Below are 20,453 nucleotides of genomic sequence, written 5' to 3' on the forward strand. Positions count from 1 at the left end.
CATAGAACAACAGAAACACAGACGCCGATCCGGCGTCGGCGACCGGGAAGGACCTGATGTACGCCGAGGAACGTCAGCAGGCCATCGCCGGGCTGGTCGCCCAGACCGGCCGGGTGTCGGTGAGCGAGCTCGCCGAGAGGTTCTCGGTGACCACCGAGACCGTCCGCCGCGACCTCTCCTCGCTCGAGCGTGCCGGACTGGTCCGCCGGGTGCACGGCGGGGTCGTCCCGGCCAACGCGCTGAGCCTCCTGGAGCTCGCGGTGAGCGACCGCGACCGGAGCAGCGCCGAGCAGAAGGACCGCATCGCGGCCGCCGCGGTCGAGCTGGTGCCCGAGCACGGCTCGGTCGTCCTCGACGCCGGCACCACCACCGCCCGGCTCGCCTCGCGGCTCCCCAGCGACCAGCGGCTCGACGTCCTCACCCACGCCGTCCCGATCGCCGCCAGGCTCGCCGGCCAGGCCAACCTGACGCTGCGGCTGCTGCCCGGCCGGGTCCGCACCACGACCCAGGCCGCGGTCGGCGCCGAGACCGTCGAGGCGATCGCCCGGCTCCGCACCGACGTCGCCTTCGTCGGCACCAACGGCATCTCGGTCGAGCACGGGCTCTCCACGCCGGACCACAGCGAGGCCGCCGTCAAGCGGGCGATCGTCGGCGGGGCCCGCCGGGTCGTGCTGCTCGCCGACGCCGACAAGATCGGCAAGGAGCACCTGGTGCGGTTCGCCGACGTCGGTGAGGTGCACGTCCTCGTGACCGACGACCGCGCGACGCGGGACCAGCTCGAGCCGTTCGAGAAGCTCGGGGTCGAGGTGCGGATCGCATGATCGTCACCCTCACCGCCAACCCGAGCTTCGACCGGACCATCGCGCTGTCGTCGGCGCTCGAGCGCGGCGGCGTGCTCCGCGCGGACTCCGTCCTCGAGCAGGCCGGCGGCAAGGGGGTCAACATCTCGCGGGTCGCCACGCTCGCCGGCGTCCCGTCGGTCGCCGTCTTCCCCGCCGCCGCCGACTCGCCGTTCACCGCCGAGCTCGAGAGCCAGGGCATCACCTGCCGGCCGGTCACGCCGACCGGACCGATCCGGGTGAACCTGACGCTCACCGAGCCCGACGGCACCACGACCAAGATCAACAGCTCCGGCTCCGACGCCGACGAGCACCTGCTGCAGCGGCTCCGCGACGCGCTCGGCCGGGCGGCGTCCACGGCGAGCTGGGTGGTGCTCGCCGGGTCGCTGCCGCCGGGGACCCCCGAGGAGTGGTACGCCGAGGTGGCTGCCGCTCTCGCCGACAGCCCCGCCTCGGTGGCGGTGGACACCTCCGAGCGGCCGCTGCTCGCCCTCGCCGAGCGGCTCCCGACCACCCGGCCGGCCGTCCTCAAGCCCAACGCCGGGGAGCTCTGCATGATCACCGGCGACGATCCCGCGACCGTCGAGGGCGACCCGCTCGCCGCCGCCACCGCGGCCCGCCGGCTGGTGGCCGACGGCGCGGGTGCCGTGCTGGTGACGCTCGGCGGGGCCGGCGCGGTCCTGGTCGACCGCGAGTCCGCGTGGCACGCCACCCCGCCGCCGGTCGACGTGGTGAGCACGGTCGGCGCGGGCGACTCGAGCCTGTTCGGCTACGTGCTCGGGGACCTCCGGGGGCTCGACCCGGCGGACCGGCTGCGGCTCGCCGTCGCCTACGGCACCGCGGCCGCCGGCCTACCCGGCACCACCATGCCGTCGCCCCGGCAGACCCGTCCCGACGCCGTGGCGGTCACCCCTCTCCCGCTCGAGCCCCTGCCCACCCCCGACCCGGGCCGCGCCGCGGCCGACGTCGCCACCCCGACTGCCTGAGGACCCCATGAACGCACCCATGATCGAGGCTGCCCTCGTGCGGCTCGACGCCGACCTCGGCGCCGACAAGGAGGCGGTGATCCGTTCCCTGGCCGGCATCGTGGCCGAGGCCGGACGCACCACCGACGCCGACGGCCTCGCCGCCGACGCTCTCGCCCGTGAGGCGACCTCCGCCACCGGGCTCCCCGGCGGCATCGCGATCCCGCACTGCCGCACCGAGCACGTCGCCGACCCCACGCTGGTCTTCACCCGGCTCTCCCCCTCGCGCGACTTCGGCGCCAAGGACGGGCCGGCCGACCTGGCCTTCCTCATCGCCGCGCCCGCCGGCGGCGATGCCACCCACCTGCAGCTGCTCACCAAGCTCGCGCGGGCCCTGGTGAAGAAGGAGTTCACCGACGCGCTGCGGGCGGCGACCACCGCGGACGAGGTGGTCCGGCTCGTCGGAGAGGTCGTCGACCCGGAGGGCGCAGTGTCACCGGCCCCGGCCCCGGCCCCGGCCCCGGCCCCGGCTCCGGCTCCGGCTGAGGCAGCGGAGCCCGCGGACGCCACGCCCGCACGGACCCGCCGGCTCGTCGCCGTCACGGCCTGCCCCACCGGCATCGCGCACACCTACATGGCCGCCGAGGCCCTCGAGGCCGCCGCCCAGCGCGCCGGCGTCGAGATCGCCGTCGAGACCCAGGGCTCCGCCGGCTCCACCCCGCTCCCCTCCTCGACCATCGCGGAGGCCGACGCGGTCATCTTCGCCACCGACGTCGGCGTGAAGGATCGCACCCGCTTCGCCGGCAAGCCCGTCGTGGCCTCCGGCGTCAAGCGCGCCATCGACGACTCCGACGCGATGGTGCGCGAGGCGCTCGCGCACGCCGACGCCCCCGACGCCCCGCGGGTCGAGGGGACCGCCGCGGCCGACGAGCCGCGCGGGAGCACGGGCACGGAGCCGTGGGGCGTGCGGATCCGCCGGATCCTGATGACCGGCGTCTCGTACATGATCCCGTTCGTCGCCGCCGGCGGTCTGCTCATCGCCCTGGGCTTCCTGTTCGGCGGCTACGAGATCACCGGCCCCGCCGGCGACATCGTCGCGGGCAACACCTTCCTCGACCTGCCGAGCGTGAGCGAGAACGGGCTCGACCACGCGCTGTTCGGCTCGTCCTTCTTCGCCTACCTGGGCGCGCTCTGCTTCGCGCTGGGGTCCACCGCGTTCAAGTTCCTGGTGCCCGCGCTCGCCGGCTACATCGCCTACGCGATCGCCGACCGTCCCGGCATCGCCCCGGGGTTCGTCATGGGCGCGCTCGCGGTCGACCTCGGCGGGTTCGGCACCCCGCAGACCGGCTTCCTCGGCGGCATCATCGGCGGCGTCCTCGCCGGGGTGATCGCGGCGTGGATCGGCGGGTGGCGGATCCCGGCCTGGATGCGCGGGCTGATGCCGGTGCTGGTCATCCCGCTGCTCACCACGCTGGTGGCCGGCTTCGTCATGGTCGTCGTCCTCGGCAAGCCGCTGGGCAACCTGATGGACGCCCTCAACGACGGGCTCACCAGCATGTCCGAGGGCGGCGCCGGCGTCGTGCTCGGCGTCGTGCTCGGCCTGATGATGGCCTTCGACATGGGCGGCCCGCTGAACAAGACCGCGTACCTGTTCGCCACCACCGGGCTCGCCGCCGCGGCCGAGGCCACCGGCGACGCACCGCAGCTGAAGGTGATGGCCGCGGTCATGCTCGCGGGGATGGTGCCGCCGCTGGCGCTCGCGCTGGCGACCGTCGTACGGCCGCGGTTGTTCACGCCGGTGGAGCGCGAGAACGGCAAGGCCGCCTGGCTGCTCGGCGCCTCGTTCATCACCGAGGGCGCGATCCCGTTCGCGGCCGCCGACCCGGTCCGCGTGATCCCGTCGATCATGGCCGGCAGCGCGGTGACCGGAGCCCTGTCGATGGCGTTCGACGTGACGCTGCGCGCCCCGCACGGCGGCATCTTCGTGCCGTTCGCCGTCGGCGGGATCGGGTGGTTCTTCGTCGCGCTCGTCGCCGGCGTGCTCGTCTCCGCCGCCTGCGTGCTCGCCCTCAAGCAGCTCTCCGGCGACGCCGCGGAGGTCGAGCGGCTCGCCGGCTCCACCGCCTGACCCCGTCCCTGCCCGACCCACCACCACAGGAGATCCAGATGCCCACCCAGACCGTGAACGTCGGTTCCGCCGTCGGGCTCCACGCCCGTCCCGCCGCCCTCATCGCCGAGGCGGCCTCCGAGCTCGACGCCGAGGTGACCCTCGCCGTCCCCGGTGGCGAGCCTGTCGACGCCAGCTCGGCGCTGCTGATCATGACCCTCGGCGCCGGCAAGGGCGACCCGGTCGAGGTCAGCAGCGACGACGAGGCGGCGCTCGCCAAGATCGCCGACATGGTGCAGCAGGACCTCGACGCCTGACCCGGTCCTAGCGGCCGTCGGTGCGCCACTCCGGCGGCGGGGGCACGTCGCCCGGAGCCTCGCGGGGCACCGCCGGGAAGGGCATGGTCGGCGTGGCGTCGACGGTCCCGTCACGGGGCGCCTCCGGCGGCGCCGCGGCACGCGCCCGCTCCGCCCGTACGGCGGTGTAGGCGGCGCGCACGCCGGCGGCTCGTTCGAGCTCCCGCAGGAACCCCACGTAGAACTGGCCGCGGTAGGCGTCGTCGGTGATCAGCGACACCGTGAAGTAGAGCCCGGAGAACGCCCCCAGGAACACCGACACCTGGATCAGCTCGGGCGTCACCGTCGGCAGCCACGAGAGCGCGTCGACGTCCTCCGCGGTCCACGCCTGCTGCACGTCGTGGGTCATGGTGAGCGCGCCGAACAGCACGAAGAAGACGAAGACCGTCGCCGCCAGCAGCAGCACCTGCACCGCCTGCGAGATCAGCAGCGCGGCCAGGAGGTTGGCCCGCTCGAACCGGCGCGGCACCACGTCGGCGCTGAGCGCCCCGGGGTGCTCGGCGGCGAGCCGGCGCGCCTCGTGCTCGATCGGCGTGCCGGTCGAGACCTCGAGGACCCGTGCGTCGTCGAGCTCGTCGTCGACCCGGTCGACCTCCTCGGGCAGCCGGGTCAGGAAGAACCCCAGCCCGATCGCGGTGAAGAGCAGCACGGTCAGCCACAGCACGCCACCGTCGAGGTGCGCGGCGACCTGCCACACCTCGGCGTTGATGAACAGGAACGTGACGAAGATCAGCAGCAGCGGCAGGGCGCGGCTGACCATCGGCAGCAGCCGGCGCAGCTGCCCCAGGGTGCGCCCCACCGCCCAGGTGACGATCGGCCGCGCCCGGAGCGCGGTCACCCCGTAGCCCAGGACGAAGAGGATCCCGACCGTCAGCCACAGGGCCGGACCGAGCGCGACGCTCTCCGCGGCCCACGCGAGCAGCACGCCGAGCACGACGGCGGCGAGCCCCCAGCCCGCGGCGTGCGGCAGGAGGCGGCGCGGCTCGAGGGCACGGCGGGCCGCCGCCCGCTCGGACGGCACGAAGTAGGGAAGCCCGTGGCGGACGAACCACACCTCGGTGGCGTGCAGGGGGTCGTCGGCCGGGCCGGCGACATGGCTCACGCGGTGCCCTCTCCTGCGCCCTCTCCTGCGCCCTCTCCCACGCGGAGGAGCTCCCGGGTGCGCTGCACGTCGTCGGCCATCGCCTCGAGCAGCGCGTCGACGCCGTCGAACCGGACCATCCCGCGCAGCCGCTTCACGAAGACCACCTCGACCTCACGGTCGTAGAGCTCGAGGTCGTCGCGGTCCAGCACGTAGGCCTCGACGCGACGCTCCCGCTCCCCCGCGAACGTGGGGTTGGTGCCGACGCTCACCGCCGCGGGCAGCGGGGTCCCGTCCCCGTCGGCGACGATGCGGAGCCAGCCGGCGTACACGCCGTCGGCGGGTGCGGCGGTCGACCCGGTGGCGATGTTCGCCGTGGGGTAGCCGAGCTCGTGGCCGCGGGCGTCGCCGCGTCGCACCGTGCCGCGCACCGTGACCGGACGGCCGAGCGCCTCGGCGGCTCCCTCGACGTCGCCGCCGGCGAGGCACATCCGGACGTAGGTCGAGGACCAGACCTGCGGTCCGCCGTCGAGCGGGATCCCCTCGGCGGTGAAGCCGTGCTGCTCGCCGAGCTCCCGCAGCGTGGCGACGTCGCCGGCGGCCCGGCTGCCGAAGCGGAAGTTCGCGCCGACAACGACCCCCGCGACGTGGAGCTTGTCGACCAGGACGTCGACGACGAAGCGCTCGGGTGACCACTGCGCGATCTCCCGGCTGAACGGCAGCACCAGCACGTCGTCGACGCCGGCGGCGCCGAGCAGCTCGACCCGCTGCTCGATGCTCGAGAGCATCACCGGTGCGTGCTCGGGGCGCAGGACCGCGATCGGGTGGGGGTCGAAGGTGACCGCGACGACGCTGTCGACGCCGAGCTGGTCGGCGACCTCACGGGCACGCGCGACCACGTGCCGGTGGCCGAGGTGCACGCCGTCGAAGTTGCCGACCGTGGCCACCGAGCGGCCCAGGTCGGCAGCCACGTCGTCCAGCGAGCGCCACACCCGCATCCGGTCCCCTCCTCGGGCTGGTCCGCCGTTCGGTCCGAGGGGAAGCCTGCCACATGGGCTCACCGCGCTCGGACGGGCGTCAGACGAAGACCGCGACCGGTCGCGCCGGCTGGCCCTCGCCGTCCCCGCGGCGGTAGAGCGCCAGGAACGCCCCGTCGGGGCCGAGCACCGCCACCGGCCGGCCGTCAACGGGCGCCTCGATCGGCAGCCCCTTCCCGTGGCCGACGGCGGTGGCCGAGGGTGCGTCGACTGTGACCGTGGGGAAGAACCGCGCGGCAGCGTCGGCCATCGGCAGCGGCTCCACGGCGCCGGCCTCCTGCAGCCGCGCCAGCGGCGTCGCCTCGTCGAGGCCGATCCCGCCCACGGCGGTCCGGCGCAGCGCGGTCAGGTGGCCGCCCACACCGAGCGCGGCGCCGAGGTCGCGGGCCAGCGCCCGGACGTAGGTGCCGGTCGTGCAGTGCACCGACACGTCGACGTCGAGGTGGTCGCCGGCGCGACGGACGTCGTGCACCAGCAGCTCGTGCACGGTGACCGACCGGGCCGCGAGCTCGACCTGCTCCCCCGCGCGGGCACGGGCGTAGGCCCGCCTCCCGCCGACCTTGACCGCCGACACCGACGACGGCACCTGCTGCAGCTCGCCGACGAACCCCGCGGCGCAGCGGCGGACCGCCTCCTCCTCGACCCCGTCGACCGGGGTGCTGGAGAGCAGCTCGCCCTCCGCGTCGTCGGTCGTGGTGGCGGCGCCGAGCCGGACGGTGGCGTCGTACCTCTTGTCGGCGAGCGCGAGGTGGCCGAGCAGCCGGGTGGCCTTCTCGACGCCGAGCAGCAGCACGCCGGTCGCCATCGGGTCGAGCGTGCCGGCGTGGCCGACCTTGCGGGTGCGGGCCAGCCGGCGCACGCGCGCGACGACGTCGTGCGAGGTGAGCCCCGCGGGCTTGTCGACGACGACCAGCCCCGAGACGGCGGTCACTCGTCCTCGTCGTCCTCGACGTGGGGCTTGCGGTAGGGGTCGGCGTCCCCGGCGTACGTCGCCCCGGCGGCCGCGGCCGCCACCTGTGCGTCGGACTCGCGCACCTTCTCGAGGAGCTCCTCGAGGTGGCGCGCGTTCTCGGGCAGCGCGTCGTGGATGAACTCCAGCGTCGGCACGTGGCGGGTGCCGAGCTGCTTGCCGACCTCGGACCGGATCAGCCCCTTGGCCGACTCGAGCGCGGCGGCCGAGGCCGCCACCTGCTCCTCCTCACCGAAGACGGTGTAGAAGATGCTGGCGTGCTGGGTGTCGCCGCTGACCCGCACGTCGGTCACCGTCACGAAGCCGAGCCGCGGGTCCTTGATCCGCCGCTCGAGCATCTCGGCCACGGTCACCTGGATGCGGTCCGCGATCTTGCGCACACGCGGGTTCGTCATGTCGTTCCTCTTCCACCGTCAGCACGTGCAGGGGCGGGGGGGGGGGGGGGGGCGGGGCCCCCCCCCCGACCGGTGGTCACGCCCGGGGGATCTCCCGCATCTCGAACGCCTCGACCACGTCACCGTGCTTGATGTCCTGGTAGTTGCGCAGGACAAGACCGCACTCGAAGCCCTCGCGGACCTCGGTGACGTCGTCCCTCTCCCGGCGCAGCGACGCCAGGTCGAGGTTGTCCGCCACGACGTTGCCGTCGCGGAGGAGCCGCACCTTGGCGTTGCGCCGGATGACACCGCTGGTGACCATGCAGCCGGCGATGTTGCCGATGCGGCTGGAGCGGAAGATCTCGCGGATCTCGGCCTGGCCGAGCGTGACCTCTTCGTACTCCGGCTTGAGCATCCCCTTGAGGGCCGCCTCGATCTCCTCGATGGCCTGGTAGATCACCGAGTAGTAGCGGATCTCGACACCCTCGCGGTCGGCCACCTCGGTCGCCTTGCCCTGCGGGCGGACGTTGAAGCCGATGATGATGGCGTCGGACGCGGCGGCCAGCATCACGTTGGTCTCGGTGATCGCACCGACACCGCGGTCGATGACGCGCAGCGACACCTCGTCGCCCACGTCGATCTTGGCCAACGAGTCCTCGAGGGCCTCGACCGAACCGGACACGTCGCCCTTGAGGATGAGGTTGAGCTCCTGGCGCTCGCCCTCCTCCATGGACTTCATGAAGTCCTCGAGGGTACGGCGGACGCGGCGCTGGGCCTGGAGGGCCGCACGCTCGCGGGCCTCCCGCTTCTCGGCGATCTGGCGGGCGATCCGGTCGTCCTCGACGACCAGGAAGTTCTGCCCCGCACCCGGCACCGCGGTGAGCCCGAGGACCATCGCGGGACGCGACGGGTCGGCCTCGTCGATGTTGTCGCCGTGCTCGTCGAGCATCGCGCGGACGCGGCCGTAGGCCGGCCCCGCCACGAGCGAGTCCCCGACCCGCAGGGTGCCGCGCTGCACCAGGACCGTCGCGACCGGACCACGGCCACGGTCGAGGTGCGCCTCGACCACGATGCCCTGGGCGTCCTGGTCGGGGTTGGCCCGGAGGTCCAGCGAGGCGTCGGCGGTGAGCACGATCGCCTCGAGCAGCCCCTCGAGGTTGATCCCGGCCTTCGCGGAGACGTCGACGAACATGGTGTCGCCGCCGTACTCCTCGGGGACCAGGCCGTACTCGGTGAGCTGGCCGCGGACCTTCGCCGGGTCGGCCTCGGGGAGGTCGACCTTGTTGACCGCGACCACGATCGGCACGCCGGCGGCCTTGGCGTGGTTGAGCGCCTCGACCGTCTGCGGCATCACGCCGTCGTTGGCCGCGACCACCAGCACCGCGATGTCGGTCGCCTGCGCACCACGGGCACGCATGGCGGTGAACGCCTCGTGACCCGGGGTGTCGATGAAGGTGATCCGACGCTCGTCGCCGTCGACCTCGGTGGCCACCTGGTAGGCACCGATGTGCTGGGTGATCCCGCCGGCCTCCTTCGCGACCACGTTGGCGTCGCGGAGGGCGTCGAGCAGCTTGGTCTTTCCGTGGTCGACGTGACCCATGACGGTGACGACCGGCGGCCGCACCGCGAGGTCGGCCTCGTCGCCCTCGTCGGAGCCGAACTCCAGGTCGAAGGACTCGAGCAGCTCGCGGTCCTCGTCCTCGGGCGAGACGACCTGCACGTTGTAGTTGAGCTCCTCGCCGAGCAGCTCCAGCGTGGCGTCGTTGACCGACTCGGTGGCGGTCACCATCTCGCCGAGGTGGAACAGCATCTGCACCAGCGAGGCGGGGTCGACGCCGACCTTCTCGGCGAAGTCGGTCAGCGACGCGCCGCGCGCGAGGCGAACGGTCTCACCGTTGCCCTTGCGGACGCGCATGCCGCCGATCGTCGGCGCCTCCATGTTGTCGAACTCTTGCCTGCGCTGCCGCTTCGACTTGCGACCGCGGCGCGAGGGGCCGCCGGGCCGACCGAACGCTCCCTGGGTGCTGCCGCGCTGACCGGGACGGCCACCGCCACCGGGACGGCCGGGAGCCCCACCGGGGCCACCACCGAAGCCGGGACGTGCACCGGGACCGCCGCCGGGGCGACCGGCACCGGCACCGGCACCTGCACCCGGACGACCCGGAGCGCCACCACGACCGCCGGGGCCGGGGCGACCGCCCGGGCCACCCTGACCACGGCCGGCCGGGCCGAAGGTGGAGGGGGACTTCGGCATCATCGCCGGGTTGGGGCGTGGCATGCCGGGACGCGCGCCCGGCAGGCCACCGGTGCGGCCCGGACCGCCGTCACGGGCCGCCGGCGGACGCGGGGCGCCTCCGGCGGGCGCGCCCGGAGCCGGCGCAGGACGTCGGCCCATGCCCTGGGTCGACGAGAACGGGTTGTTGCCCGGACGCGGGGCGCCGGGACGGGGACCACCGCCGGGGCGCGGCGCGGGACGGCCCTGGGCGCCACCGGGGCCGGGACGACCGGCGCCCGGCGAGACCGGACGGGCCGGCTGCTCGGGCGCGGGAGTCTCGGCACGCGCCGCCGGAGCCGCCGGCTGGGCCGGGGTCTCGGGCTGCGCGGATGCGGCCGGCTCGGCCGGCTGCGGGGTCGGCTGAGCGGTCGGCTGGGCGGTCGGCTGGGCGGTCGGCTGGGGAGCCGGACGCGGACCCGGCCGGGGGCCGGTCGGGCGGGTCGGCGCGGTGCCGGTCGAGGCCGGCGGAGCAGCCTCGACGGACGCCTCCTGCGCGGCTGCAGGGGCGGGGGCGGCGCTCGCGGAACCCGGGGCCGGTGCGGCCTGGGCTCCCGCGGAGGACGCCGCGGGCTTGGACGACTTCTTGGCCGCCTTGGCCTCGGCGGCGGCGCGGAGCTCCGCGCCGAACTTGTCGTTGAAACGCTTGACGACAGGGGGCTCGACCGTCGACGACGCCGACTTGACGAACTCGCCCATCTCTCCGAGCTTGGCCAGGACGACCTTGCTCTCGACTCCGAGCTCCTTGGCGAGCTCGTGGACTCGGACCTTAGCCACGCTTCTCCTTCTGGTCCGAGCCCCTGATGGATCGGACCGTTAGCTGGTGTGCACGCTCATCGGGAAGTACTCATCGAGTGCTCATGAGCTGCTGCTCCATCTTCTGTCGGTCAACGGTTGGTCGGGGCCACGGTTCAGTGCGGCTCCACGGCTGCCCACTCTTGCACATGCTCCTCGAGCCGCTTCGTCCCGAGCCCCTGTGACACCCGGAGGGCGCGTGGGAGGGCGCGGCGACGGAGGGCCAGCTCGAGACACTCGGGCGTCGGGTGCAGGTGCGCCCCACGGCCAGGTGCCCGCCGCCTCGGGTCGGGGATCGCCTCCCCGCCTTCGGCAACGACTCTCAGCAGGTCGGCCTTGGCCGCTCGGCGCCGGCACCCGACGCAGGTGCGGACAGGCTCGGAAACCATCGTCAGCACATCTCGTCGAGGTAGGGGTGGAGCGGCCAACGGCCAGTCTACTCCCGCGGACGCCACCCACCCAATCGACGCCCGCCCCGCCGGATCCCGCCGAGCCGTCGCATCTTCACCGCTGATCCATGCCGAGCCGTCGCATCTTCACCGCCGACCGGTTCCGAGTCGGCCCATCCGGCCGTCCGGTCGGCGAGGTCGGGTCCGCGGTCCGGCGTACCGGCGGACACGCCGACGTGAAGATGCGACGACTCGCGGGTCGAACGCGGTGAAGATGCGACGACTCGCGGGTCGAACGCGGTGAAGATGCGACGACTCGCGGGTCAGGGCTGGTCCGGGGCGACCTTGGGGGCCTCGTCGGAGCGGATGTCGATCCGCCACCCGGTGAGCCGGGCGGCGAGACGGGCGTTCTGCCCTTCCTTGCCGATCGCGAGGGACAGCTGGTAGTCCGGCACGACCACCCGCGCCGCGCGGGCGGCGGCGTCGACGACCTCGACGCTGCTGACCCGGGCCGGCGACAGGGCGTGGGCGACCAGCTCGGCGGGGTCGTCGGACCAGTCGACGATGTCGATCTTCTCGCCGTGCAGCTCGTGCATCACGTTGCGCACCCGCTGCCCCATCGGCCCGATGCAGGCGCCCTTGGCGTTGACGCCCGACACGGTGCTGCGGACCGCGATCTTGCTCCGGTGGCCCGCCTCGCGGGCGATCGCGCAGATCTCGACGGTGCCGTCGGCGATCTCGGGCACCTCGAGCGCGAAGAGCTTCTTCACCAGGTTGGGGTGGCTCCGCGAGAGGTGGACCTGCGGCCCGCGCATCCCGCGGCGCACGCTCACCACGATCGCCTTGATCCGGGTGCCGTGCTCGTAGCGCTCCCCCGGCACCCGCTCCGCCACCGGCAGCAGCGCCTCGAGCCGGCCGAGGTCGACGAGCACGTCGTTGGGGTCACGACCCTGCTGGATGGTGCCGCTGACCAGGTCGCCCTCGCGGCCGGAGAACTCGCCGAACTTCACGTCGTCCTCGGCGTCCCGCAGCCGCTGGAGGATGACCTGCTTGGCGGTGGTCGCGGCGATCCGGCCGAACCCTTCGGGGGTGTCGTCGTACTCCCGGACCACCTCGCCCTCGGCGTCCACCTCCGCGGCGTACACCGTCACGCGGCCGGTCTTGCGGTCCACGTGGGCGCGGGCGCGCTGCTGCGCGCCGGGCGTCTTGTGGTACGCCGTCAGCAGCGCCTGCTCGAGGGCGTCGATGAGGATGTCGAAGCCGATCTCCTTCTCGCGCTCGAGGGCGCGGAGCAGGGTGAGGTCGATGTCCATCGGCTCAGCTCTCCTTCCGGTTGAACTCGACCTCGACGTGCGCCTTCGCGACCTGGGACAGCGGCAGCTCCCGGGGGGCGCCGTCCACGTCGAGCAGCACGGAGTCGTCGTCGTTGGACTGGATGCGCCCGCGCACGGTCTCGCCGTCCTGCGTGCGGACCTTCACGAGCCGGCCGGCGTTGCGGCGCCAGTGCCGGGGCAGCGTCAGCGGGCGGTCGGTCCCCGGCGAGGTGACCTCCAGCGTGTAGGGCTGCTCCCCCATCACGTCGGAGGCGTCGAGGAGCCGCGAGACCTCCTTGGTCGCCTCGGCGACGTCGTCCATCGTGACGCCGCCGTCCTTGTCGACCGCGACCCGGAGGAGGCGGCGGCGCCCCGCGGGGGTGAGCTCCAGCCCCTCGAGGTCCAGCCCCATCTCGAGGAGCGGCGGTGTGAGCTCCGAGACGAGTCGGTCCTTGGTCTGGTCGGTGGCCACCGGACTTCCTCCTCTGCTGTTGTCGGGCCGACGATAGCCGATCGGGTCACGTCCGATCCTCTCGCTGCGTGCCGGACCGGGCCGCCCCGAGGGGACGGCCCGCGGGCGCGCTGGCTGGCGCGCTGGCGGGCGCGCTGGTGGGGGCGCTGGCTGGCGCGCTGGTGGGGGCGCTGGCGGGGGCGCTGGCGGGGCCCGAGCGTTGTACGGTGCGCCCATGCGGCCCTCCCGAGTCGCCGACCCGCAGACCGGCACCATCGCCGGCCGTGCCGTCGGCAGCACCCTCGTGGCCGCGCTGCTCCTGACCCTCGCTGCCTGCTCGGGCGACGACGCGGACGAGCCCGCGGCCGAGCCCCCGCCGTCCTCGTCTCCCCCGCCCGCCACGCCGGTCGACGGGAGCGCCGAGGAGGAGCCCGAGGAGCCGCCCACCCCGCCGGTGGCCGCGGACACCCGCCACGCGCGGGAGGCCTTCGTGCGGTTCGTCGTGGACGCGTGGGGCTACGCCCTCCGGCACAACGACCCCTCGGTGGTCACGGACCTGAGCCCGCGCCCGAAGCAGCCGTGCGCCGGCTGCCCCGAGCTGGCCCAGGAGCTCGCCCGGCGGAGCGAGGACGGGTGGCACGTCGACTTCCCCGGCGCCGAGGTCCGGCGGGTCCGGCTCGCCCCCGGCAGCGTCCCGGGCACGGTCCTCGGCACGGCGACGATCGACGTGCCGGCGTCGGTGTCGTACTTCGACGACGGGTCGGTGCGCAACACCAACGAGGAGCACCGGGGCACGACCTTCGAGGTGCTCACCCGCCGGGACGGCGAGGGCTTCGCCCTGCTCGGGTTCCAGGTCCGGTGAGCGCCGTACGACGCGCACCGGCCCTCGGCCGACGCGGGGTGACCGCCGGGCTGCTGGCCGCCGTGGCCGTGCCGCTCGTGGCCGCGTGCGACGACGGCGTCGACCTGCCGCGGCTCCCGGAGCTCGGTCCCGACCCCGACGAGCCGCTGCTCGCGGCCGCGCTACAGGCCGAGCGCGAGCTCGTCGCCACGGTCCGCCGCACCGTCCGGCGGCACCGCTCGCTGCGCCCCCTGCTGAGCCCCACCGCCGACGTGCACGACGCGCACGTCGCGCTGCTCGCGGAGGCGGCCGACGGCTCTCCCCCGCCGGCGGCGCCGGGGGCACGCGTCCCCGCCGCGCCCCGCGCCGCGCTCCATGCCCTGATGGACCGCGAGCGGACCCTCGCCGAGGCCCACGTGCAGCGCGCGCTGGCGGCCCGGAGCGGCCCCTTCGCCCGCATCGTCGGTGTCCTCGCCGCGGCGGCCACCCAGCAGTCGGTGGTGCTCGCCGAGGCCGCGAACGACCTGCGGGCAGGCCGCCGGTGAGACCGCTCGAGGCGCTCCAGGCCACGCTCGCGGCCGAGCACGCCGCCGTCCACGCGTACGGCGTCGTCGGCGGCCGGCTCCCCTCCGCCGACAACCCGGCGCTCGCCGAGCGGTTCCGGTCGGCCTACGAGGCGCACCGGGGCCGCCGCGACTGGCTGCGCTCCCGGATCGCGGACCGTGGCGCCGACCCCAGCCCGGCGGCCCTGGGCTACTCGGTCCCCGTCGAGGGCCGCGACCCGGTCGAGCTCACGTCGGTCGCGCGGGGCGTCGAGGAGCGGTGCGCCGCCGTCTACGCCCAGCTCGTCGCCTCCTCGACCGGTGAGGACCGGCGTTGGGGGCTGGACGCGCTCACCAGCACGTCGGTGCTGCTGCTGTCGCTGGGTGCGGAGCCGACCGCGTTCCCGGGCGCGCCCGAGCTCTGAGCGCCCGGTCACCACAGGCGCCGGCCGTCGCGCGTGGCGAGGCGCAGCCAGCGGTACCCGTACCCCTCCAGGCAGGCGGTCAGCCGGCCACCGGACTCGAGGCCGGCGGGCCCCGACCCGAGGACGTGCAGCAGCTCCAGCTCGTCCGAGTCGTCGACCGTCAGCCGCACCTCGCGCGGCTCCGGCCCGAGGTTGTGGAGCAGGAGCAGCCGGCGGTCGCCCCAGCGGCACTCGTGCGCCAGCACCTCCTTGTGGGGCTGGTCGTGCAGGTGCAGCTCCGCCCACCCCAGCTCGGGCGACTCCCGGTACACCCGCACCAGCGTCTGGAAGAACGCCAGCAGCGAGTCCGGGTCCTGCCGCTGCCCGGCCACGTTGACGTGCTCGGGCCCGAACCGGCCTGCGGTCGGACGGCGCGGGAGCCGGTCGGGGGACGCGCGCGAGAAGCCGCCGTTGGGTCCGTCGGCCCACTGCATCGGAGAGCGCACGGCCATCCGGCCGTCGAGCTCGAGGTTCTCCCCCATCCCGATCTCCTCGCCGTAGAAGAGCACCGGCGTCCCGGGGAGCGAGAACGTCAGGCTGTAGACGAGCCGCACCCGCCGGTCGTCACCGTCGACCATCGGCGGCACCCGCCGCCGCAGCCCGCGTCCGAACAGCTGGAGCTCGTCCTCGGGACCGAATGCGGCGAAGACCTCCGCTCGCTCGTCGTCGGACAGCCTGTCCAGCGTCAGCTCGTCGTGGTTGCGCGCGAACACGCCCCACTGCGAGTGGACGGGCAGCCGCGGCCGCCGGTCCAGCGCGTCGGCGAGGGGCCGGGCGTCCTCGCGCGCGAGCGAGAGGTACATCCGCTGCATCGCCGTGAAGTCGAAGATCATGTTCAGCTGGTCGCCGTCGCCCTCGCCGAAGAAGGAGACCTGGTCGTCGTACGGGAGGTTGACCTCGCCGAGCAGCATCGCGTCGCCGCGGCGGCGCCCGATGAAGGCGCGCAGGTCGCGCAGGTAGTCGTGCGGGTCGCGCCGGCCGCCGTCGGCGGGTTCGGCGGGTTCGGCGGCGGAGCCGTCGAGGAGCGACGGCACCGCGTCCACGCGGAAGCCGGACACCCCCAGCTCGAGCCAGAAGCCGAGGACCTTCGCGATCTCGTCGCGCACCCTGGGGTTCGCGATGTCGAGGTCCGGCTGCTGGCGGTAGAACGAGTGCAGGTAGTACTCGCCGGTGTGCTCGTCGAGCTCCCAGACGCTGTCCTCGGCGTCGGGGAAGACCACCTGGTCGCTGGTGTCCGGAGGCGGGTCCGACCGCCACACGTAGAAGTCGCGGTACGGCGACTCCTTGCTCGACCGTGCGTCGAGGAACCACGGGTGCTGGTCGGAGGTGTGGTTGACGACGAGGTCGATGATCACCCGCATCCCGCGGTCGCGGGCGGTCCGGACGAGCTCGACGAAGTCGCCGTGGTGGCCGAGCCGCGGGTCGACGCCGTAGTAGTCCGTGATGTCGTAGCCGTCGTCGCGCCCCGTCGTGGGGTGGAAGGGCATCAGCCACAGGCAGGTGACGCCGAGGCCGGCGAGGTAGTCGATGCGCTCGGTCAGCCCCTGGAAGTCACCGACCCCGTCGTCGTCCCAGTCCATGAAGGTCTGCACGTCGAGGCAGTAGACGACCGCCGTCTTCCACCACAGGTCGCTGGTCTCGCCGAAGTCCACGGCTCACCTGCCCAGCTGTGGGAGGACGTGAGCGCCGAAGGCGTCGAGGTACGCCGTCTGCTCCTGCCCGACGTGGTGCAGGAAGAGGTCGTCGAAACCGAGGTCGAGGTACTCCTGGAGCCATTCGGCGTGCTGCCCCAGGTCCGAGGAGACCCGCACCGCTTGTCGTACGGCGTCCACGGTCACGTGCTCGCTGACGGTGTCGAAGACCTCCGGGGTGTCGATGTCCCAGGTGGCGGGCGGACCGAAGACGTTGCTGCGCCACTGCTCGTGGGCGATCGCCTCCGCCTCCTCCTGCGTCGGCGCCCACGACAGGTGGACCTGTAGCCGCACGGGGCCGCGGCCGCCCGCCTCCCGGTAGGCGTCGACCATCCGCCGGAGGTGCTCGTGCGGCTGGTTCAGGGTGACCAGCCCGTCCGCCCACTCGGCGGACCGCCGGGCGGTCTCCACGCTCACCGCGGTCGCCACCAGCGCAGGCGAAGGGTCTGGCGGCGCCCACAGGCGGGCTCGGTCGACGACGACCAGCCCGTGGTGGGTCACCTCCTCGCCCGCCAGCAGCCGCCGGATCACCTCGACGCACTCGCGGAGCCGCCGGTTCCGGGTCTCCTTGTCCGGCCAGCCGTCGCCGGTGATGTGCTCGTTGACGGCCTCCCCCGAGCCGAGCGCCGTCCAGAACCGGCCCGGGAACATCGCGCCCAGGGTGCTGATCGCCTGCGCCACCACCGCCGGGTGGTAGCGCTGGCCCGGGGCGTTGACGACGCCGAACGGCAGCCCCGTGCTCGCCAGCGCGGCACCCAGCCACGCCCACGCGAACCCCGACTGGCCCTGACGGGCGCTCCACGGGTTGAAGTGGTCGGAGCACATCGCGGCCGTGAAGCCGACCTGCTCCGCGTGCTTCACGTCCTCGAGCAGCCGGCCGGGACCGACCTGCTCGTGGGACGCGTGGAACCCCAGCAACGGTGCGGGCATCGGGCCCTCCCTTCCCTCGCCAGCGCCTACCCGGCGCCGCCGGAGGGAAAACGGCCGCCACCCCCGAGGGACGGCCGGAAGGTCAGCGCCAGCGGCGGACGATCTCCTCCACCTCGGCGAGCCGGTGCGCGACGGCGTCCGGCTCCCCCTCCGTGTGGCCGAGCTGCTCCGCGGGGATGTCGGAGTGCGGCACCAGGACCGTCCGCATCCCCACCTGCGACGCGCCCCAGATGTCGTCGAAGGGCCGGTCGCCCACGAAGACGCACCGGGTCGGGTCGTCGACCCCGACGGCCTCCATGGCGGCGCGGAACGTCTGCGGCGCGGGCTTCGTCCACGGCACCTCGCTGGTGTAGACCGCCCCGTCGATCAGCTCGAGGACCCCGTCGCGCGCGAAGAAGCCGTCGTGCCAGGACCGCGGCCAGATGGTGTTCGACAGCACCCCGACCCGGATCCCGTCGGCGCGCAGCGCCTCGAAGAGCGGGCGGACGTCGGGGTCGGTGACCGTGTGCGGCTCCCAGAACTCCTGGTACGCCGTCAGCCGCGCCTCGTCGTGGGTGAGCCCGGCGTGGGCGAACACGTCGGCGATCGTCGCGCTCGTCTGGCTGTCCTTCGCCCGGCTCCACACCGCCTGGTTCGCGGCGTGCAGGGCGAGGTGCGCCTCGGGGTGCCCGTCGATCGCGGCCATCGCGAGCGCCTCGGCCTCGGAGTGGAAGTCGATCGAGTGCCAGGGGGTGAGGGTGCCGCCCCAGTCGAAGATGACCGCGTCGACACCGCGACGGGGCTCAGCCACCGGGGCCTCCCCGGACCACCTCCGCGACGTGCTCCACGGCGTCCTCGACGCGGACCTCGACCTTGCTCCCGGAGGCCCGGTCGCGGACCTCGACGACCCCGTCGGCCAGCCCCTTGCCGACCACGACGATGGTCGGGACCCCGACGAGCTCGGCGTCCTTGAACTTCACGCCCGGGGAGACCTTCGCGCGGTCGTCGTACAGCACGGTGACGCCGCGTCCGGCGAGCTCGTCGGCGATGCGCGCGGCGGCGTCGAAGACCGCGGTGTCCTTGCCGGTCGCCACGAGGTGGACGTCGGCGGGCGCGACCTCGCGCGGCCAGACCAGCCCGATGTCGTCGAGGGTGCTCTCCGCGATCGCCGCGACGAGCCGCGACGGGCCGATGCCGTAGGAGCCCATCGTGACCGTGACCAGCTTGCCGTTCTCGTCGAGCACCTTGAGGTCGAGCGCCTCGGCGTACTTCGTCCCGAGCTGGAAGATGTGGCCGATCTCGATGCCCCGGGCCGCCTCGAGGGTGCCGCCGCGCCCGGCGGCGGCGCACTCGGGGCAGATGTCGCCGGGCTTGACCTCCGCGGCCTCGATCGTGCCGTCGGGCGTGAAGTCACGTCCGGCGACGACGTCGATCGCGTGGCTCCCGTCGACGTCCGCACCGGTCACCCACCGGGTGCCCTCGACGATCCGCGGGTCGACGAGGTAGCGGATCCCGGACGGGCTCTCCTCGCCCAGCGCGGACGCGCCGATGTACCCCTTCACCAGCGTCGGGTGCGCCTCGAAGTCGGCCTCGGTGAAGGGCGCCACCTCGGCAGGCTCGACCTGCGCGGCGAGCCGCTTCTCGTCGACCTCCCGGTCGCCGGGGACGCCGATCGCCAGCGGCTCGCGGGTGCCGTCGGGGTGCACCAGCACCACGAGCACGTTCTTGAGCGTGTCCGCGGCAGTCCAGGGGCGGTCCTCGCGCGCGTGGTGGGCGTTGAGGAAGTCGACCAGCGTCTGGATCGTCGGCGTGTCAGGGGTGTCCTCGGCGTGCGCGGCGGGCACGCCGTCATGGGGCTGCGCGGGCGGCACCGGCACGCGCACCGCCTCGACGTTGGCGGCGTAGTCGCACGTCGTGCACCGCACGTAGGTGTCCTCGCCGACCTCGGCGTTGGCGAGGAACTCCTCGCTCGCCGAGCCGCCCATCGCGCCCGACATCGCGCGGACCACGACGTAGGAGAGGCCGAGGCGGTCGAAGATCCGGATGTACGCCGCACGGTGCCGGTCGTACGACGCCTGGAGCCCGGCCTGGTCGACGTCGAAGGAGTAGCTGTCCTTCATGACGAACTCGCGACCGCGGAGCAGCCCGGCCCGGGGACGCGCCTCGTCGCGGTACTTCGTCTGGATCTGGTAGAGCGCGAGCGGGAGGTCCTTGTAGGAGGAGTACAGGTCCTTCACCAGGAGGGTGAACATCTCCTCGTGGGTCGGCCCGAGGAGGTAGTCGCCGCCCTTGCGGTCCTTGAGCCGGAACAGGCTGTCGCCGTACTCCGTCCAGCGGTTGGTCGCCTCGTAGGGCTCCCTGGGCAGCAGCGCCGGGAAGTGCACCTCCTGCGCGCCGATCGCGTCCATCTCCTCGCGGATGACGTTCTCGACGTTGCGCAGGACCCGGTAGCCCAGCGGAAGCCAGCTGTAGATCCCGGGAGCGTTGCGGCGGATGTAGCCGGCCCGCACCAGCAGCCGGTGGCTCGGCACCTCGGCCTCGGCCGGGTCCTCACGCAGGGTCCGGAGGAACAGCGTGGACATCCGGAGGACCGACGACCGGTGGTGAGACATGCGGGTCAGGCTACCGAGCGCGACCGACGCCCCCCGAACCGGTTTCCCGCGGCTAGGCTCCCCGGGTGACCCGCACCCTCCCCCGAGACGTCGCCCTGCTCGCCGGCATCTTCACCGTGTCCGGCACCGTCCACCTCGTGAACCCCGACGTGTTCCGGCCGCTGATGCCCTCGTGGGTGCCGAAGCACCGCGAGGTGATCCTGGGTTCCGGCGTCGCCGAGCTCGCCTGCGCCGCGGGGCTGGTGCTCCCCGCGACCCGTCGACCGGCGGGGCTGGCGAGTGCGGTGCTGCTGGCCGCGGTGTTCCCCGGCAACGTGAAGATGGCGGTCGACGCGCAGCGCACCCGGAGCACGGCGTACAAGGCGGCGACGCTGGCGCGGCTCCCGCTGCAGCTGCCGATGATCCGGTCCGCGCTCAAGGCCTACCGCGGTTGAGTCGGCAGGGC

The 20,453-nt window shown here is 73.9% G+C and carries 20 protein-coding genes; 8 read left to right on the forward strand and 12 right to left on the reverse strand.

All coding sequences use genetic code 11. The features are described 5' to 3' along the window. Positions 1 to 56 precede the first annotated feature (56 nt). Genes FIP57_RS15745 through FIP57_RS15760 form a run of 4 tightly spaced genes read left to right on the forward strand, consistent with a single transcriptional unit; the run spans position 57 to position 4,228 of the window. Positions 57 to 821 carry a DeoR/GlpR family DNA-binding transcription regulator gene (locus FIP57_RS15745; RefSeq protein ID WP_148574476.1) on the forward strand — a complete coding sequence of 255 codons (765 nt, stop codon included), beginning with the start codon at positions 57 to 59 and terminating at the stop codon, positions 819 to 821. Next, a complete protein-coding gene (locus FIP57_RS15750) occupies positions 818 to 1,825 on the forward strand; it encodes a 1-phosphofructokinase family hexose kinase (protein WP_148574477.1) in 1,008 nt (335 codons plus the stop codon). Before FIP57_RS15745 ends, FIP57_RS15750 begins: the two co-directional genes overlap by 4 nt. A 7-nt stretch (positions 1,826 to 1,832) precedes the next feature. After that, on the forward strand, positions 1,833 to 3,932 hold the full coding sequence (locus FIP57_RS15755; RefSeq protein WP_148574478.1) for a PTS fructose transporter subunit IIABC: 2,100 nt from the start codon (positions 1,833 to 1,835) through the stop codon (positions 3,930 to 3,932). Positions 3,933 to 3,970: 38 nt separating this feature from the next. Beyond that, positions 3,971 to 4,228, forward strand: a complete 258-nt coding sequence (locus FIP57_RS15760; protein ID WP_148574479.1) for an HPr family phosphocarrier protein — start codon at positions 3,971 to 3,973, stop codon at positions 4,226 to 4,228. Positions 4,229 to 4,235: 7 nt separating this feature from the next. Here FIP57_RS15760 and FIP57_RS15765 read toward each other — a convergent pair whose 3' ends face one another. The 8 genes from FIP57_RS15765 to rimP form a co-directional block, all read right to left on the reverse strand. Next, entirely contained in the window at positions 4,236 to 5,369 is a 1,134-nt protein-coding gene (locus tag FIP57_RS15765) for a hypothetical protein (protein WP_203231293.1), read from the reverse strand. After that, positions 5,366 to 6,346, reverse strand: a complete 981-nt coding sequence (locus FIP57_RS15770; protein WP_148574480.1) for a bifunctional riboflavin kinase/FAD synthetase — start codon at positions 6,344 to 6,346, stop codon at positions 5,366 to 5,368. The genes FIP57_RS15765 and FIP57_RS15770 overlap by 4 nt, the downstream gene beginning before the upstream one ends. Before the next feature lie 79 nt (positions 6,347 to 6,425). Next, positions 6,426 to 7,316: a tRNA pseudouridine(55) synthase TruB gene (gene truB / locus FIP57_RS15775; protein ID WP_148574481.1), complete on the reverse strand. Its 891-nt coding sequence runs from the start codon at positions 7,314 to 7,316 to the stop codon at positions 6,426 to 6,428. After that, positions 7,313 to 7,750, reverse strand: a complete 438-nt coding sequence (gene rbfA, locus FIP57_RS15780; RefSeq protein ID WP_148574482.1) for a 30S ribosome-binding factor RbfA — start codon at positions 7,748 to 7,750, stop codon at positions 7,313 to 7,315. The genes truB and rbfA overlap by 4 nt, the downstream gene beginning before the upstream one ends. Before the next feature lie 76 nt (positions 7,751 to 7,826). Then, positions 7,827 to 10,778 (reverse strand): translation initiation factor IF-2, encoded by a 2,952-nt coding sequence (gene infB / locus FIP57_RS15785; protein WP_148574483.1) that lies wholly within the window; start codon positions 10,776 to 10,778, stop codon positions 7,827 to 7,829. Between the two features lie 134 nt (positions 10,779 to 10,912). Then, positions 10,913 to 11,185 carry a YlxR family protein gene (locus tag FIP57_RS15790; protein WP_148574484.1) on the reverse strand — a complete coding sequence of 91 codons (273 nt, stop codon included), beginning with the start codon at positions 11,183 to 11,185 and terminating at the stop codon, positions 10,913 to 10,915. Between the two features lie 323 nt (positions 11,186 to 11,508). Further along, a complete protein-coding gene (gene nusA, locus FIP57_RS15795; RefSeq protein ID WP_148574485.1) occupies positions 11,509 to 12,498 on the reverse strand; it encodes a transcription termination factor NusA in 990 nt (329 codons plus the stop codon). A 4-nt stretch (positions 12,499 to 12,502) separates the two neighbouring features. Beyond that, positions 12,503 to 12,970 (reverse strand): ribosome maturation factor RimP, encoded by a 468-nt coding sequence (rimP, locus tag FIP57_RS24115; protein ID WP_148574486.1) that lies wholly within the window; start codon positions 12,968 to 12,970, stop codon positions 12,503 to 12,505. 214 nt (positions 12,971 to 13,184) lie between these two features. On the opposite strand from rimP, the gene FIP57_RS15810 reads away from it, so the two are divergent. From FIP57_RS15810 to FIP57_RS23300, 3 genes are read left to right on the forward strand one after another with little or no spacing between them, the layout of a single operon-like run. After that, positions 13,185 to 13,811 (forward strand): hypothetical protein, encoded by a 627-nt coding sequence (locus tag FIP57_RS15810; protein ID WP_148574488.1) that lies wholly within the window; start codon positions 13,185 to 13,187, stop codon positions 13,809 to 13,811. Beyond that, a complete protein-coding gene (locus FIP57_RS23295) occupies positions 13,808 to 14,335 on the forward strand; it encodes a hypothetical protein (RefSeq protein WP_162529829.1) in 528 nt (175 codons plus the stop codon). Before FIP57_RS15810 ends, FIP57_RS23295 begins: the two co-directional genes overlap by 4 nt. Then, positions 14,332 to 14,757, forward strand: coding sequence for a ferritin-like domain-containing protein (locus FIP57_RS23300; protein ID WP_162529830.1), 426 nt, complete (start codon positions 14,332 to 14,334; stop codon positions 14,755 to 14,757). The genes FIP57_RS23295 and FIP57_RS23300 overlap by 4 nt, the downstream gene beginning before the upstream one ends. An 8-nt stretch (positions 14,758 to 14,765) precedes the next feature. Here the strand turns inward: FIP57_RS23300 and FIP57_RS15820 are convergent, their stop codons facing one another. From FIP57_RS15820 to FIP57_RS15835, 4 genes are all read right to left on the reverse strand, one after another. Next, the gene (locus FIP57_RS15820) at positions 14,766 to 16,448 is read right to left on the reverse strand and encodes an alpha-amylase family protein (protein ID WP_148574490.1); all 1,683 of its coding nucleotides are present in this window, start codon (positions 16,446 to 16,448) and stop codon (positions 14,766 to 14,768) included. A gap of 3 nt (positions 16,449 to 16,451) precedes the next feature. Beyond that, complete coding sequence (locus FIP57_RS15825; protein WP_148574491.1) at positions 16,452 to 17,417, reverse strand: TIGR03885 family FMN-dependent LLM class oxidoreductase; 966 nt, start codon at positions 17,415 to 17,417, stop codon at positions 16,452 to 16,454. 82 nt (positions 17,418 to 17,499) lie between these two features. Beyond that, a complete protein-coding gene (locus FIP57_RS15830; protein WP_148574492.1) occupies positions 17,500 to 18,207 on the reverse strand; it encodes an HAD family hydrolase in 708 nt (235 codons plus the stop codon). After that, positions 18,200 to 20,008, reverse strand: coding sequence for a proline--tRNA ligase (locus tag FIP57_RS15835; RefSeq protein WP_238993508.1), 1,809 nt, complete (start codon positions 20,006 to 20,008; stop codon positions 18,200 to 18,202). The genes FIP57_RS15830 and FIP57_RS15835 overlap by 8 nt, the downstream gene beginning before the upstream one ends. A gap of 65 nt (positions 20,009 to 20,073) precedes the next feature. Here FIP57_RS15835 and FIP57_RS15840 point away from each other — a divergent pair, with 65 nt between their 5' ends. Beyond that, positions 20,074 to 20,442, forward strand: coding sequence for a DoxX family protein (locus FIP57_RS15840; RefSeq protein ID WP_148574493.1), 369 nt, complete (start codon positions 20,074 to 20,076; stop codon positions 20,440 to 20,442). Positions 20,443 to 20,453 lie beyond the last annotated feature (11 nt).

The organism is Nocardioides caldifontis (assembly GCF_008087345.1).
Taxonomy (GTDB): Bacteria; Actinomycetota; Actinomycetes; order Propionibacteriales; family Nocardioidaceae; genus Marmoricola_A; species Marmoricola_A caldifontis.

What these genes read in the sequence shown, in the direction of transcription:
- nusA (WP_148574485.1), bottom strand. Translation starts at nt 12,498, where the DNA reads ATGGACATCGACCTCACCCTGCTCCGCGCCCTCGAGCGCGAGAAGGAG.
- FIP57_RS15750 (WP_148574477.1), top strand. Translation starts at nt 818, where the DNA reads ATGATCGTCACCCTCACCGCCAACCCGAGCTTCGACCGGACCATCGCG.
- FIP57_RS15770 (WP_148574480.1), bottom strand. Translation starts at nt 6,346, where the DNA reads ATGCGGGTGTGGCGCTCGCTGGACGACGTGGCTGCCGACCTGGGCCGC.
- FIP57_RS15825 (WP_148574491.1), bottom strand. Translation starts at nt 17,417, where the DNA reads ATGCCCGCACCGTTGCTGGGGTTCCACGCGTCCCACGAGCAGGTCGGT.
- FIP57_RS15760 (WP_148574479.1), top strand. Translation starts at nt 3,971, where the DNA reads ATGCCCACCCAGACCGTGAACGTCGGTTCCGCCGTCGGGCTCCACGCC.
- FIP57_RS15745 (WP_148574476.1), top strand. Translation starts at nt 57, where the DNA reads ATGTACGCCGAGGAACGTCAGCAGGCCATCGCCGGGCTGGTCGCCCAG.
- FIP57_RS15810 (WP_148574488.1), top strand. Translation starts at nt 13,185, where the DNA reads ATGCGGCCCTCCCGAGTCGCCGACCCGCAGACCGGCACCATCGCCGGC.
- FIP57_RS15755 (WP_148574478.1), top strand. Translation starts at nt 1,833, where the DNA reads ATGAACGCACCCATGATCGAGGCTGCCCTCGTGCGGCTCGACGCCGAC.
- FIP57_RS15790 (WP_148574484.1), bottom strand. Translation starts at nt 11,185, where the DNA reads ATGGTTTCCGAGCCTGTCCGCACCTGCGTCGGGTGCCGGCGCCGAGCG.
- FIP57_RS15835 (WP_238993508.1), bottom strand. Translation starts at nt 20,008, where the DNA reads ATGTCTCACCACCGGTCGTCGGTCCTCCGGATGTCCACGCTGTTCCTC.
- rbfA (WP_148574482.1), bottom strand. Translation starts at nt 7,750, where the DNA reads ATGACGAACCCGCGTGTGCGCAAGATCGCGGACCGCATCCAGGTGACC.